Origin of the sequence: Microcoleus sp. A003_D6 (genome assembly GCF_036702825.1) — a bacterium.
Lineage (GTDB): Bacteria > Cyanobacteriota > Cyanobacteriia > Cyanobacteriales > Microcoleaceae > Microcoleus.
On record NZ_JAUBWA010000048.1, the window covers coordinates 12048 to 26797 of the forward strand.

The window sequence follows — 14750 nt, forward strand, 5'->3', positions numbered from 1 at the left end:
GGCAAGATGCCTGTTCCACAAAGAGTTGATTTCTTGTGGAACGGGCATCTTGCCCGTTCCTAAAAAGATTATTGAAAATGGTGCAACATCTGAGCAATCTCGTAAACCCGCCCCCACACCACAAAAAAGCTTTCCTAAGCCTTTAAGAAATTCTCGACAACATAATTCCCCACATTTCTACCCGCACTCAAACCATTTACGTTAGCACTCATGAAATGAATGCCTCCGTAAAGGCGACTCATGCCCGATTCATCGGCCGCTTCGCTGAAGTTTTCATAAGTTCGCAAAGTGTTGACACTCCTGTCTCCCCTATCTGCAAAGCCAAAATCCGAACCAAACACAGAACTGATCACTGCATCTGCCGCACCGCTAAAGGTGCTGTGGCCCGACGTGTACTCAGGGAACGGCGGAGTAGTTATCAGCGGAGTCCACAGGGGGTCGGCCGTCGTGTTCGGGTTGTTGTCTGTGTCAGCTTGGCGGATAGCTGTCACCGGCCGCCACAAGTTGTACTGATACTTGGCATCCCAGCAACTAATAGCTGCATCGGCTTCGGCAATATTCAGCAGGGCGAACAAGCGGGCGTTATCTTCCAGGGAGTTACCTGCCAGGGCCGAGGCATCTTCGGCGATTTGGTTCCAGTGGCCCGGAGGGGTAAACGTACCTGCGCCGTTGGCCCAGAATTTGGCGATGGCTGTTTGGTCTGGGGTGCGCGTGAGGCTGTCACTTTTGCCGATTTCTTTGACATAGTTAACTTCCTCTGCGTACTTGGCGCCCTCAAGGGCGGGCGGGCCCGACGGGCGGAACTGAGAACCGCTAGTCATCGCAAATGGAGTAACTTCGGCCCACTGTGGCGCTAGCGCGGCGGCAAGGGCGGGGAGAGTCGGCACCCAACTGCCGGGGTCGGTTTTGGGGGTGTACTGCACTACTTTCGTGATCCCGTCTGTACTCCGCGAACTGATAATTTGGTCGGCAACTTGCTGTCCGAGGGCAATGCCGTCTTGTTTTGCTTTGCCGTCGGGAATTTTTGCTAGAGATGATGCGTATGCTTGGTCAAATGTGGCTGCTTGCGCTGGGTAGAGGCTGACTAGGGTGCGGTGGGCTGCGGCTGCTGTGGCTGCTTCTGCTGATGTACCTGCGGGTGGGTCTATTTCCACGAGGTAAGGGCTGTATTTTTTGCTGATGGAGTTAACAGCATCGTAAATGGCTGCGTGAACCATTGCCATGTTGCGGGAGGCGAGGGGAGGCGCGCTGCTGGCTGTCCGCACTGCATTCAGCATGACTCCGTTCCACTCGATGACAGGGTTTCCCGATAGCTGATTTGTGAATTGGTCGCGGTTGATTGTGTTGCTGTTGACTCCCGGCAATACAGCTAAATATTCGCCCGTGAGTTTGTCTTGAATTACGGTGCTGTTGCTGTTGACTCCGGTGCCTTGCTCGATGTTTAAGTCTTCAAATGCCAGGCCGTCTAGCAGTCGAATTTTGTCATTGCCGTTGCCGAAGTCGGCGATGTAGTCGGCTGTAGCTACAGTTGGGCCACCGCTGCCTTTAGCAATGGCAAATATATCATCGCCTGTGCCGCCGCTCACGGTATCGCTACCGGCGCCCGCGTAGATGATATCGTTGCCGGAATCACCACCAATTAGGTCGCTGCCTTTGCCTCCCCAGATGATATCGTCGTCTGCACCGCCAACAATCGTATCGTTACCTTGGTCGCCGCAGATTTTGTCTTTGCCGACATCGCCTTCGAGATAGTCGTCTCCACTGTTGGCATAAATTATATCGTTGCCATCCAAGGCGTTAAATCTGTCGGGTTGGGTGGTTCCTTCGAGATAGTCAAATTCAGGACAAGGGGTCAGGGATGCCATGTTTATTTATTGGATATTTTGATTAAAGCGCAAAGGTTCGTACCGTCTGTAGATGCTTAGGTGTGTTTGCTGCTGATTTAATAGTATTAAACTTTCTGGTTGAGAAGTAAACGCCACAACCAAGGTTTATTTAATATTTAATGGGCTTTTTATGAAGTTTTGCGCTTTAAATCTGCGTAAAAATACAGAGATTAAAACTGCATTTGATACAGCAAAGTTGTTAATTGTTTATAAAAAAACACTTTTTTTAATATTTAGATCGAGATAATTTTTACCAGCATAAAAGGCGCGGATTGTGTAACTGAGTAAGTATATATTGATTAAGCACTTCTCAAAGCTGCGATCGGGTCTAGTTTGGCGGCTTGGCGGGCGGGGACGACGCCGAAGAAGAGACCGACTGTACCGGAAACGCTGACAGCAAGTGCGATCGCCACGGGCGAAATACCAGCTTGCAAGGGCGTGAAATTACCGACAAGCAAGATCCCGCCGACACCTACGCAAGTACCGACTATTCCTCCGGCGGCAGATAAAATCACAGCTTCGACAATAAATTGAAACAAGATATCTTGTTGGGATGCGCCGATCGCCTTTCTGAGCCCAATTTCCTGAGTGCGTTCGCTGACGGACACCAGCATAATGTTCATAATCCCAATTCCGCCTACCAACAGGGAAATGCTGGCAACAGCAGTTAACATCAGTGTCAGAGCCCCGGAAATCGCACCCATTGTTGCCATTAAATCTTTTTGATTTCTCACTGTAAAGTCATCTTCGGTGGTAACTTTGTGCCGCAGTCTCAGCAAGTTTTCTACCTGAAATTGCGCCGCGTCCATTTGCAACTCATCTTTAATAGAAATATATATCGAGGTGACAGCTAAACCGTAGGGAGATTTCCGCCCGACAATGCGGTTGGCCATTGTGGCGATCGGGACTGCGGCCGAGTTATCGTAATTCGTACCAAAAGATGTCCCTTTGGGCGCCAATACTCCAATTACTTTGAGGCTGACATTTTGGATGCGTATCTGTTCGCCCAAGGGATTTGTATTGCCAAAAAGTTTCTCCGCTAATTCTGAACCGAGAACCACAACTTGGTTACTTTGCTTAACATCGAGTTCGGTCAAAAACCGCCCTTTTGCCATTTCAAAGCTTCTGACTTCTAGAAAATCTGGAATCGTGCCAAAAATTAGAGCCGAAACATTTTTGTTGCTGTAGCGAACTATTTCGGAACTGTTAAGTTCGGCAGACACGCCTTGAACGGAGGGGACTTGAGTTGCGATCGTCTTCGCATCTTCTACTATAAGTGTTTGAGGCGCATTTCCGATCGCACTTCGCCTCGCATTGGGTACTCCAGGCCTCACGATCAATACATTTGTACCCAGGGATTGAACTTGTCCTGCTACAAATTTTTGAGCACCTTCTCCAATTCCAATCATCGCAATCACTGAAGCATTACCGACAATCATCCCAATCATGGTTAAACTGCTGCGAATTTTGTTCGCTAGCAGCGTTTGACCGGCCATTTTGACACTTTCAAGGAAATTCATAATTTGGGAATTGGGAATTGGGAATCGGGCATCGGGAATTGGTAATTGGTAATTGATATCATGTCCGATCGAGTGACCGCAATTAAAAGGGCGGGTTTTTGAGATTGTCAATTATGGGCAGATATTTTTCGTGAACCCGCCCCTACGGTATTAGGGGTAATCGACCGGACATAATATGAAACCAACAAATAACTAATGACTAATGACTAATGACTTCTTAAGCACTTCTCAATGCCACAATCGGGTCTAATTTAGCAGCTTGTTTTGCAGGTACGATGCCGAAAAATAAGCCGATACTGCCGGAAACACCGACTGCAAGTGCGATCGCCACTGGGGAAACGCTAGCTTGCAGGGGAGTAAAAGCAGCTACTAAAAGCACGCCCCCGATACCGAATCCAGTGCCGATCGCCCCGCCTGCCGCTGACAAAATCACAGACTCTATCATAAACTGAATCAAGATATCTTGCCCCGATGCTCCGATCGCCTTTCTCAGCCCAATTTCCTTTGTACGTTCGGTAACAGAAACCAGCATGATATTCATAATCCCGATGCCGCCGACAAACAGCGAAATCGCCGCCACAAAAGCCAACATCAACGTCAAAGCACCAGTAATACTGCCCAAAGTATTCATTAAATCTTTCTGGTTGCGAACAGTAAAATCATCCTCCTTTATAATTTTGTGACGCAACCTGAGCAGGTTTTCTATTTGAAATTGGGCTGCTTGCATCATAGTTTCATCTTTGATTGCAACCGAAATAAATGTTACTTTTGTACCGTAGGGAGACGATCTACCTACGATCCGATTTGCCATTGTTGTCAGCGGCAAATAAACATTCATATCTTGATTGTCGCCAAAACTTGAGCCTTTAGCCTGCATGACCCCTATCACTTGAAAGGTCGAGTTTTTGATGCGGATATATTGACCGATTGGCTGTGTAGTGCCAAACAATTGTTCGGCCGCTTCTGAACCTAAAGCAACTACATTTTCTTGTCTTTCTAAATCTAATTTGCTTAAAAATCGACCTTGACCAACATCAAAGCTTCTGACAGTCAGAAATTCTGGGGTAGTTCCGACAATGGAAGATGAGACATTTTTGTTGCGGAAGGTAACGAGTTGGCTGTCGTTGAGAGTAGGTGCGACTTCTTGGACAGAAGCAACTTGAGATGCGATCGCCTCTGCATCTTCCACTACTAAAGTCTGGGGAGGAATCACCGGGCGACTTTGTGCTTCAGGACTTCCGGGAATAATAAATAACAAGTTTGAACCCAGAGAGTTAACTTGTCCCTCAATAAATGTTTGAGCTCCTTCCCCGATACCGATCATCGAAATGACTGAAGCATTGCCGATGATAATTCCTAACATCGTCAAGCTGCTGCGAAGCTTGTTTGCCATCAAAGTTGTGACGGCCATTTTGACGCTTTCAACAATATCCATAATTCGATTTTAGATTTTGGATTTTGGATTTTGGATTGCAGAACTTACTTATCAAAACCAAAAAAACCGGGTTTTTTGTCTAATCTACTGCTTGCAACGAAGTATTATTGAAAAAACCCGGTTTCTCAAAACCTGTGCGAAAATCCTACAGGTATGACATTTGCCATTTGCCAACTGCCAACTGCCAACTGCCAACTGCCATTTGCCATTTGCCATTTGCCAACTGCCAACTGCCAACTGCCAACTGACTACTTCTGATTCTTGATAATATCCTCTAATTTTTTACCTTGAGGAAGTTCGGTAAAAACGCGATCGCCCGCTGCGGCACCCTCCAAAATCTGAATCTTGTTGCCAATAGTCGATCCAACCGTAACAGCTTTAAACTTCGGCTGTTGTTTCTCATCAGGAACTAGCACACCCGTTTGACCTTTATTAGTGACAATTGCCACTGTAGGCACAACTAAAGCATTGCTCAGCTTTTGACCGACAAATCTCAAATCTACGTTCATCCCCGACTGCAAGAAATCCTTGCCCGTATCAATGGCAACTCGCACTTGAAATAGCGTCACATCCCGTTCCTTAACAGCTTCCGGCGCAATTAATTTAACCTTGCCTTTAAATACTTTATCTGGATAAGCATCAGCCACTATTTCAACTTCTTGACCCGGTTTAATTTGACTGATATCAGCCTCCGGGACTTTAGCCAAAACTTCCACATCTCTAGCTAAAGCCACAATCGATGTCGAAGTTGCCGAAGTAGCTTCCGAGGCAGAAGTTGCCGGAGTCACAAAAGCTCCTTGGATGGCGTATCTTTGGGTAATAATTCCAGCAAAGGGAGCGCGAACTTTAGTATCTTCTAACTGCACTTCTTGATAGCGGACTTGAGCTTCAGCTTCGGCTAATTCAGCTTTAGCTTGAGCTATTTCTTCCGGGCGAGAGCCGTTTTCTTGTGCGGCTAATTGGCTTTTTGCTTCAGCAACTGCGGCTTGGGCTTTGGCGATTTCTTCTGGACGGTTGCCGTTTTCTAGTTGCGCTAATTTGCTTTTAGCTTCGGCAACTTCTGCCTCACCTTTGGCAATTTCTTCCGATCGCGTCCCGTTTTGCAATTGGTTTAATGCTTGGCGCTCGACTTCAACGGCAGCTTGCAGTTGCTGAATTTGCGACAGCCGATTTTCTTCCAGTTGTTGCAGGCGTCTTTGGGATTCTGTTACTTTGGCTTGGGCAGTCCGATTTTCTTTGATCAATTCATCCAGTTTATCTTGAGCCAGAGCACCTTCTTGTACTAATGACCGATTGCGTTCTACCCGCTGAGCGGTTAGTTCGGCTTGGGCTTTACTCGAATCAATTTGCGTTTGTGCTTGGGCAATTTCTTGTTTCAAACTACCCGTTTGAGCGTCTGCTAAACGAGCCTGAGCTTGCACTAATCGCGCGCGCCCTTGGCTGACTTCTTCCACGCGGCTGCCGGCTCGCAGTTGCTGCAAGCCAGCTTGAGTTTGCTGCAAGCGGGATCTGGCTCCTGCGACTTCTTCGGAGCGACTTCCGGCTTGGAGTTGCGCGAGACTTGCTTGGGCTTGATCTAAGCGCGCTTGTGCGGAGGCGATGTCTTCCGATCGATTCCCGGCTTCAATTTTGGCGAGTTTGGCTGTAGCGCTAGCTTCGCGGGCCTTGGCTTGAGCTAGTTGGGCTTCTACGTCGCGACTTTCCATGCGGGCAACGATTTGTCCTGCTTCCACTCGATCGCCCTGTTCGACAAACAATTCTGCTATGCGCCCGGAGCCTTTGGGGCTGAGATTCACGCGCTGTACGGGCTGCACCGTTCCGCTCGATGTGATCCGCACCGTGAGGTTTTGCGCTTCCACCGGCACTGTCATAGTGGCGATCGCATCTACTTTCGGCTGCGATTTAGTATTTACTACATATATGGCGGTCGGTACAGCTAGCAACCCGGCTGCAACCAGCCCGATCGCCCACCGCTTCGACTTGGGCGCGGGTTTCTTGGGAGACTGCTTTTGAGCGGTTTTGGTATCTGCAATTTTGGTGTCTGCGGTCTTGGTGTCTACAGTCTGAGTATCTTCCACCTTGACCTGAGCAGTTTCCTTTTTGGGGCTAACGATCATACCGACTCACCTAATTTAATCTCAGGATTACCTTAAAGGTAAATTTTTCTAATGATGCTTGGCATCGTCTTTCAGACTCATCCGATCGGGTGATTTTAAAAAAGTTCCCCAACCAGCACCTATAAACAATTATAGCTAATCGTTGCAACTTATTAAATAATGTTAAGTTTTTTCAGGCAAAAGAGGTGGGTCAAAACTTCGATCGCGCGAAACTCTATGCGGATGCGGGATGGGCCAGCGTTGGACTTCCCCTAGGTTGTGGCACAGCAATCGCAGGGCGATCGAACAGCGCGCAGCTAGTAACGAGACAATATTAAGACGTTGACTCTCATAAACCAAGTTTCTCGATCGTGCTGCGCCAATCCGGAATATATATCCGCCCTGTAGCCACAACAGGTTAAAATATTTTTCAAATCCGTTAAAAATGGAAAAGCCCCAAACATGAATCGTCCTCAAAGCGTTACAGTTCTGGCAATCTTGCAGTTAATTAGCGGCATCTTCAGTCTCCTGGACGGCTTGTTCATCTTACTTTTTGCAGGCGTTATGGGCGGGATCGGCGCGGTTGGATTCGGCGCGAAAGTTGGCACTGTCATCGGCGGCTTCATTGCAATTTTTTCGGCGATCGCTCTAATTATCGGAATTATTTCGTTAATCTTAAGTTGGGGTTTGTTTCAACTCAAAAGTTGGGCTTGGACAGGAACATTAATTATCCATGTCATCGCCATTTTCGCGCAAATTGCCAAAATGTTGGGCAGCGCCGGTGCAGCAGTCAATTTTTTAACTCTCGGTTTTGCAGTCGCTAGCATTTACTACCTGCTACAGCCGGATGTTAAACAAGCATTTTCTGTTGAACTCCCCTTTTAATTAACGGTACTGAATCCTCGGATCGAAAAAAGCATAGGAAATATCAACCGCCAGATTAATCAGCACAAAAGTCACAGACACAAAAATTACTCCTCCTTGGACAATCGGGTAATCCCGCGTCAGAATACCGCTGTAAATCCAAGAACCAATTCCCGGCCACGAGAAAATCGTTTCAGTCAGAATCGCGCCACCTAAAAGCGTGCCGAACTGCAAACCGATAGTTGTGACGATCGGCAAAAATGCATTTTTCAAAGCGTGTTTCAAAATCACCCAATATTCCGGCAATCCCTTCGCCCTCGCAGTGCGGATGTAGTCTTGAGAAAGCACTTCCAGCATCGCAGAACGAGTGATGCGAGCTATAATCGCCAGAGGAATAGTTCCTAAAGTCAAAGCTGGAAGGATTAAATGGGCGATCGCATCCCGCAAAGCCGCCAAATTCCACCTCAGCAAAGAATCCAAAACATAAACACCCGTAATCGACTTAAAACCAAACCCTAAATCTACACTAATCCGCCCGCTAGGAGGCAGCCATTTCAAATAAACAGCAAACAAATAAATCAACATCAATCCCAACCAATACACCGGCAAAGATACGCCAATTAACGAACCGCTCATCGCGAAATAGTCCAGCCAGCTATTTTTCCGCACAGCCGCCAAAATCCCCGCCGGAATACCGATAACAAGTGCCACCAGCATCGCCACCACAGACAGTTCAAAAGTAGCAGGCCAGCGACTTCTAATTTCATCAATTATCGGAATACCGCTAATAATGCTATTTCCAAAATCAAAGCGGATCAAACTCCATAAAAAAGCCAAATATTGCAAAGGCAAAGGTTGATTCAGACCCAACCTTGCTCTCAAAACTTCCACCTGTTCGGGAGTTCCCCGTTCTCCCAAAAGCACTGTAGCTGGGTCTCCCGGTATCAAATGCAAAAATATAAATACTAGCAGAGTGATTCCGAAAAGGACTGGCAATAGTCCCAGCAAACGTTTAGCAATATATTGAAACATGGCTTTATTTTAGCTTGTAGGGTGCGTCAGCTCGAATAATTGTTGAATTTTTAGAATTTTTAGTGGGCTGACGCACCCTACTACTACGACTACGATCTTGAAAAAATCTGCGTTAATCTGTGTTAATCTGCCTGACATCTGCGGTCGATATCTCAATCCAAGATTTAGGCAATAAGTCCAGTAAAACCAGCCATGTTCAAGACTTACTAACATCCTCAAAAGACTCAGAACCCAAAGGACTCGGAATCCAACCTTGAATATTCTTGCGCTTCCCTAAAAGCGGTTGCGAATGTACGATCGGCAAACGCACAGCTTCCCCGTGCAAAATCTCGCTAACTTCCCCATAAATTTTCGCCCTAGCGGCTTTATCCCCACTCGCCCTCCCCCGATCCAAAAGTTGCAGAACTTTCGGATTTTTCCAATTTCCCAAATCCGCCGTCGAACCCGGCCCGAAGTGAGGATAATAAAAATTGTCTGGGTCGCCGTAATCTCCCGTCCAACCCATCATAAAAGCTTGAAAGCCCGGAGGTTTTAGCCGATCGGCTAAATAAGCAGACCAATCCTTTGTCAGCAATTTGACCCGAATCCCGATCGCGCTCAAATCCGCCGCAAATGCCTCAGCAATCGGCTTCGGCGTGGGAAAATAAGGACGGCTGACCGGCATATACCACAAATCCAAATCAAAACCGTTCGGATAACCGGCTTTAGCAAGAATTGCTTTAGCTTGCTGCGGGTTAAATTCATAATCTTTAACTCGATCGGACGCCGCCCAATTCAGCGCAGGCGGGATAAATTGCGAGTCATATTTTCCGAGTTCTCCCCAGAAAGCTTTGACTATAGCTTGCTTGTTAATTGTTTGGGCGATCGCCCGCCTGACTTCCGGTTTCGATAAAGGTTCGTAACTCGGATTTAACGCTAAATAACCGACATTAAAAGAAGGTCTTACAACAGTTTCTAAATTAGTATCTGCTTGAACCTCTTTCAATTGATCCGGCGTTAAATCCACAGTAAAATCAAGTTGACCCGCTCTCAATTGAGCCAATCTCGCCGCCGGATCGTCAACAAAACGAATTACCAATTGATTGACTTTTGGCGTACCCGTTTTCCAATAATTCGGATTTTTTGCTAAAATAATGCGATCGCCCGATCGCCATTCCTCAAACACAAAAGGCCCCGTACCCACCGCCAGCGACCCCGGAGTGCCGTATTTAGCCCCCGCTTTTTTCACCGCCGCCGGACTCGCCATCCCGAAATAACCCGACCCAATCGCCGAAGGAAAAGCAGCAAAAGGTCGATTTAAAACAAACTTAATCGTAGACTTATCAACAACTGCCACATCTTTTACCAGAGAATCTTTATCTCCCTTAAACCCAGCAAAAAAGTCCTTCCAAATTTGATAAGTCTTGCCCGCTTCTCGATAACCGTTAGGATTTTTCGCATCCCACCAGCGATCCACATTAAACTTAACAGCTTCCGCATCAAAATCCGTCCCGTCATGAAACTTTACCCCGGAACGCAACTTAAAAGTCCAAGTTTTACCATCTTTAGAACTCGACCATTCAGTAGCCAGACTCGGTTCTAGTTCCACAGTTCCCGGTTTAAAATCAGTCAAGCGATTGTAGATTTGGTCGATAACAATCACCGAATTCCCATCAGTAATATTTCCCGGTTCCAGATTGACCGGCGGCCCACCCGCACCGTAAACCAAAGCCCCAGCCGGAACCGCAGCAGGAGTTGTCGGAGTTGGAGAATTATTGCTAACGGTGTTTGAGGTAGTGCTGCAATTTGAGAGAATTACAGCCAGCCCAAAAACTAAACCTAATAAAACTAAACGCCAGGATTTTAATAATCTCATTTCCATAGCTCCGGTTTAATAGAAAATTGTACTCATATCAATAAAATTCTAATTTGCTCTTTCTCTCCCCTCTGCGGCCTCTGCGCTTCAATTAGTAAATTATATATTAAAATCAAATTTAATTAACACACAAAATAGAACAGGCTGAGCATATCACCTTTGAGGGCAAAATCTCAACTCACACCTTTACTTTAGACGACACAACCAGCATAGCAGCAAAAGTTTGCTGCTATGCTATAGGGGATATCAAAGCCGGTGCAATCTTGCACAAAATAAGGCATTCACGGTTTATTCACTGCGATCGAAATCATGCCCTAATTTGTGCGCTAACAGGTAAAATCAAGTCCGCCTCAATAAACACAAATCCTGTACGGCGAAAGGGATCGGATATTTGTAAACCCGCCGCGACTCAATAGGCAACAGTCATGCGCCTGCGAATAAACTGAGGCCGCTCAACTTCATCCAGCAGGGCGATCGCAAAATCCTCAGCCGAAATCCGGCTTCTCCCCTCTTCGTCAACAAGTAACGCATCGCTTCCTAAACGAAATTTACCAGTCCGATCGCCCGCTTCAAATTCCGCCGCCGGACTGATAAAAGTCCAATCCAAATCAGCAGTTTTGTAAACAGCAAGTGCCTCCCGATGAGCGAGGGATGCCGCACGATACTGTTCGGGAAAATCAGGAGTATCGACAAGTTGAACCCCCGGACTTACTTCGAGACTGCCTGCACCCCCAACAACAACCAAGCGATTAACACCGGCACGAGATAAGCCGTCAATCAACGAATAAGCTGCTGTTACAATATCTCTAGCTAAAATCGGGTTATTAGCAGTAGCAGGACCGGGCCCGGCGGCGCTGATAACGGCATCGTGTCCTCTGACAATTTCAGTAACATTAGCAGCATCGAGAACATTACCCACAACCACGGTTAGGCGATCGCCCGAAATCGAAAAACGAGCCGCATCCCGGACGATCGCTGTTACATCATGTCCCCGCATCAATGCTTCAGAAACAATGCGACTCCCAGCCATGCCATTTGCACCAAATAATGCCAGTTTCATTAAAAATCTCCGATCTTTGCGTGTTTAAACTGCTCAATATAAGTCACTTACGCCTGTCAAGTCTTGTAAATTCTCCCGATAAATTGCAAAATCTGGCGGTGTTTGCTTTACCTCACAGCCGATCGCGATACTGTCGCGGAGTCATACTCGTATAGCGGCGAAAAACATTAGTAAAGTGACTCTGGTCGCAGCAACCCACAGATTGACTGATATCAGCAAGGGTTAATTGCGGATTAGAAAGCAGTTTTTTTGCTCGTTCAATGCGGCACTGCAATACATATTGATGGGGAGAAACTCCCGTACTTTGTTTAAAGATTTTACCAAAATGGTGTGAGCTCATCTGCACAACTTCTGCCAGCTCTGCCAAACCGATATCGCGATCGAGATTGTCTTGAATGCAATCAATAATCTGCTGCAATTTGGATGGAGATAGTTTGCCTAATTTAGGAGAATTGGTAATTTTTACTGTACAGTGATGTCGCAGCAGATGCAGGGCTAGCAAAGTTTGTACAGATTCCAAATAAAGGAAATCTCGACGATCGCCCCGCTCCACTTCCGCGCTAAAAGTAAGGGCAAGCTGTTCTAAAAGCGGGTCGCGAACGGCAAAGCGATCGATTAATTCGACTGTTTGAGGTGCGCTAACGCAACTTTCCATCGCAATCTGTTCTAATACAGTAGCAGGCAAATAGATATCTAATATTTCAACAACAGATTCCCAAAACCATTCAGGTTCTCGAAAAGCAGGTACAAAAGTGAATAAACCAGGCAATGTTAGCCGCTCAATCAACTTTCCGCCGTCTAACCTGCGCTCTAAACGCCGTTCCAAATTACCTGGATTCGCAATGTGGAGACTGATACAATGGTCGGGTATTCCAGAGTCAGAAATGCGCTCTCCCGGTGGAGCATAAACATTCCTTTCCACACGCAAACCCTCTTTAAATATCCGCATAGGCGATCGCCCTTGCCCCTAAAACTCGTAACTTTCTTCACCCATACTCCCGTACTCTGGCGCATCTAAACTTTCTGGTTCTGCCAATTCCTCCTCATTAACAGAACTAAAACTTTCCACAACAAACGGCAAACCAGCCGCCATCAAACCCCGTTGAATTAGTTCCGGCGTTTCGTCAAACAAAACAAATAGCGGATGAACAGCCTCAGCTTCATCGCTGTAAATATGTCTGTAGCGTTGTGGCATCAGCCATTCGTAACCTTTATCCAGCCAAACCTGAGACTGCCGCCAGCGGCCGAGCAACTCAGAAAACTCTTCGCCCGGACGATGAATGAAAATCAAAATTTCCACTCCAATTTTAACTTTCCATTCAGGATCGCACATCAAAATCGCCAAATCGCAGGGCAAACAAACTGCCTGTCCGGGCGATATGCTAGTGCCGCCGCTTCCGGCATAAGAAACCCCTTCCCGCAAGCGCGCAATTGGCAAAGGAATGGTAATTAAACTATCATGGGCGCGGCGGATACTCGGAATCATTTCCATGTAAAGCCGATATTTTTTCAGCAGGGCGATCGCGGCAGAAGATTCGCTGTACTCTGCTAGTAAGGCCTCGTAATGTGATTGTTTAACAGACATTTTAAATTAAGTAATAGGTAATTAGTCATGAGTCATTAGTCATCAGTCATCAGTCATTGGTCATTAGTCATCAGTCATTAGTCATTAGTCATTAGTTCGCGGTAATTGGTAATTGGTAATTAAAAATTTAGCCAATACCAGACCACTTACCTAACAATATTAAAAACTCAAACACAACCAATGACTAATGACTAATGACTAATGACTGATGACTGCTGACTGCTGACTATTTTTTACAGCTTCTGAAACACTGCGAACATCGGCAGATACATCGACAGCAAAATCGAACCTACAATACCACCGACGACAACAATCATCAGAGGTTCTAGCATACTCGTAAGTCCTTTTACCGCTTCTTCAACTTCCGTTTCGTAGAAAGCGCCAACTTTCATCAGCATCTTGTCAAGTTCCCCTGTCTCCTCGCCAATTGCCATCATTTGAATGGCCAAAGACGGAAAAACAGCTTGTTCTTGCAAAGCAATACTGATCATACCGCCGCTTTGAATTTCCTGTCTGGCATATTCGATCGCATTTGATATCGCCTGATTTCCCGCTACATCTCGCACAATTTCCAAAGAATTGAGAATCGGCACACCCGATCGCGTCAGCGACCCAAATATCACGCAAAACCGAGCCACAGCAGATTTTTCGATCAAATCTCCAAAAATTGGCAACTTCATCGCAATCCTATCAATTTGTAAGTGACCTATTGGAGTTTTATAGTACATATCGAAGGCAAATTTTAGCGCTATAATCACCCCAATAACAGTTATCTGTTGGATCGGAGGCCAAGCCGTACAAAATGCACTAATCCCCAACATAATCAGCGTAAAAGTTGGCAAATCTGCACCAATATCCTTAAAAATCTTAGCGAAAGTTGGTAGCAAGAATATAGTCATTGCGAAAAAAATCACGATCGCGATGGAAAACACAGTCTTAGGATAAGACATCGCCGAATTAATCTCCGCCTCCGTCTTGTGATTTTTTTCCATCATCACCGCCAGACGGTCTAGGGTTTCATCTAGCACCCCGCCGACTTCTCCCGCCGCCACCATACTGATAAACAGTTGGTCAAAAACATCAGGAAACTTCGCCATCGCCTCTGCCAAGTTTATCCCCTCCTGCACGTCAGCATTCATGCTTCTGAGCGCTCGCTTCAACTTAGCATTAGAACACTGCTCGTGCAGCACGGAAAGGCATCTAACGATCGCCACCCCTGCATTAAACATAGCCGCAAACTGACGAGCAAAAATAGCCATATCCTTAACAGTAAGACTGGTAAGGTTATACTCGATTTGCTCCTGAATCTTACTGAAATCAAAGCCACCTTTCGGTTTTTCGCGGATAACGTTGGTAGCCACAGCTCACCTCTGAAAAATTATTAAAATTTAGTTGCCAGTTGTCAGTTGTCAGTTGT

The 14750-nt window shown here is 46.4% G+C and carries 11 protein-coding genes and 1 pseudogene; 2 read left to right on the plus strand and 10 right to left on the minus strand.

Annotated features, from left to right (window positions below; all coding sequences use genetic code 11):
- Nucleotides 1-134 precede the first annotated feature (134 nt).
- The 4 genes from QUB70_RS15095 to QUB70_RS15110 all read right to left on the minus strand — a co-directional run bounded on the left by QUB70_RS15095 (nt 135) and on the right by QUB70_RS15110 (nt 6958).
- Complete coding sequence (locus QUB70_RS15095; RefSeq protein WP_332981501.1) at nt 135-1865, minus strand: chemotaxis protein CheB; 1731 nt, start codon at nt 1863-1865, stop codon at nt 135-137.
- 320 nt (nt 1866-2185) lie between these two features.
- Nucleotides 2186-3406, minus strand: coding sequence for an ABC transporter permease (locus QUB70_RS15100; RefSeq protein ID WP_332981551.1), 1221 nt, complete (start codon nt 3404-3406; stop codon nt 2186-2188).
- A 217-nt stretch (nt 3407-3623) separates the two neighbouring features.
- On the minus strand, nt 3624-4841 hold the full coding sequence (locus QUB70_RS15105) for an ABC transporter permease (protein ID WP_332981502.1): 1218 nt from the start codon (nt 4839-4841) through the stop codon (nt 3624-3626).
- Between the two features lie 248 nt (nt 4842-5089).
- Complete coding sequence (locus QUB70_RS15110; RefSeq protein ID WP_332981504.1) at nt 5090-6958, minus strand: efflux RND transporter periplasmic adaptor subunit; 1869 nt, start codon at nt 6956-6958, stop codon at nt 5090-5092.
- Between the two features lie 441 nt (nt 6959-7399).
- Here QUB70_RS15110 and QUB70_RS15115 point away from each other — a divergent pair, with 441 nt between their 5' ends.
- Nucleotides 7400-7822 carry a hypothetical protein gene (locus QUB70_RS15115; protein WP_332981506.1) on the plus strand — a complete coding sequence of 141 codons (423 nt, stop codon included), beginning with the start codon at nt 7400-7402 and terminating at the stop codon, nt 7820-7822.
- Here the strand turns inward: QUB70_RS15115 and QUB70_RS15120 are convergent, their stop codons facing one another.
- Both QUB70_RS15120 and QUB70_RS15125 read right to left on the minus strand, forming a co-directional pair.
- On the minus strand, nt 7823-8833 hold the full coding sequence (locus QUB70_RS15120; RefSeq protein ID WP_332981507.1) for an ABC transporter permease: 1011 nt from the start codon (nt 8831-8833) through the stop codon (nt 7823-7825).
- A gap of 196 nt (nt 8834-9029) precedes the next feature.
- A complete protein-coding gene (locus tag QUB70_RS15125; protein WP_332981510.1) occupies nt 9030-10688 on the minus strand; it encodes an ABC transporter substrate-binding protein in 1659 nt (552 codons plus the stop codon).
- A gap of 155 nt (nt 10689-10843) precedes the next feature.
- Between QUB70_RS15125 and QUB70_RS15130 the strand changes: the two are divergent.
- Nucleotides 10844-11006 (plus strand): annotated as a pseudogene (locus tag QUB70_RS15130) (saccharopine dehydrogenase-like oxidoreductase); the annotation flags it as partial.
- 91 nt (nt 11007-11097) lie between these two features.
- Here the strand turns inward: QUB70_RS15130 and QUB70_RS15135 are convergent.
- The 4 genes from QUB70_RS15135 to QUB70_RS15150 all read right to left on the minus strand — a co-directional run bounded on the left by QUB70_RS15135 (nt 11098) and on the right by QUB70_RS15150 (nt 14694).
- A complete protein-coding gene (locus QUB70_RS15135) occupies nt 11098-11748 on the minus strand; it encodes an NAD(P)-dependent oxidoreductase (RefSeq protein ID WP_332981512.1) in 651 nt (216 codons plus the stop codon).
- Nucleotides 11749-11860: 112 nt separating this feature from the next.
- Complete coding sequence (locus QUB70_RS15140) at nt 11861-12697, minus strand: helix-turn-helix transcriptional regulator (protein WP_332981514.1); 837 nt, start codon at nt 12695-12697, stop codon at nt 11861-11863.
- Nucleotides 12698-12715: 18 nt separating this feature from the next.
- Entirely contained in the window at nt 12716-13333 is a 618-nt protein-coding gene (locus QUB70_RS15145) for a hypothetical protein (RefSeq protein ID WP_332981516.1), read from the minus strand.
- 233 nt (nt 13334-13566) lie between these two features.
- Nucleotides 13567-14694 (minus strand): type II secretion system F family protein, encoded by a 1128-nt coding sequence (locus QUB70_RS15150; protein ID WP_332981517.1) that lies wholly within the window; start codon nt 14692-14694, stop codon nt 13567-13569.
- Nucleotides 14695-14750 lie beyond the last annotated feature (56 nt).

Bases quoted from the DNA above. Each gene is read 5' to 3' on its own strand.
- QUB70_RS15095 (WP_332981501.1), bottom strand. From the start codon at position 1,865: ATGGCATCCCTGACCCCTTGTCCTGAATTTGACTATCTCGAAGGAACC.
- QUB70_RS15100 (WP_332981551.1), bottom strand. From the start codon at position 3,406: ATGAATTTCCTTGAAAGTGTCAAAATGGCCGGTCAAACGCTGCTAGCG.
- QUB70_RS15105 (WP_332981502.1), bottom strand. From the start codon at position 4,841: ATGGATATTGTTGAAAGCGTCAAAATGGCCGTCACAACTTTGATGGCA.
- QUB70_RS15110 (WP_332981504.1), bottom strand. From the start codon at position 6,958: ATGATCGTTAGCCCCAAAAAGGAAACTGCTCAGGTCAAGGTGGAAGAT.
- QUB70_RS15115 (WP_332981506.1), top strand. From the start codon at position 7,400: ATGAATCGTCCTCAAAGCGTTACAGTTCTGGCAATCTTGCAGTTAATT.
- QUB70_RS15120 (WP_332981507.1), bottom strand. From the start codon at position 8,833: ATGTTTCAATATATTGCTAAACGTTTGCTGGGACTATTGCCAGTCCTT.
- QUB70_RS15125 (WP_332981510.1), bottom strand. From the start codon at position 10,688: ATGAGATTATTAAAATCCTGGCGTTTAGTTTTATTAGGTTTAGTTTTT.
- QUB70_RS15135 (WP_332981512.1), bottom strand. From the start codon at position 11,748: ATGAAACTGGCATTATTTGGTGCAAATGGCATGGCTGGGAGTCGCATT.
- QUB70_RS15140 (WP_332981514.1), bottom strand. From the start codon at position 12,697: ATGCGGATATTTAAAGAGGGTTTGCGTGTGGAAAGGAATGTTTATGCT.
- QUB70_RS15145 (WP_332981516.1), bottom strand. From the start codon at position 13,333: ATGTCTGTTAAACAATCACATTACGAGGCCTTACTAGCAGAGTACAGC.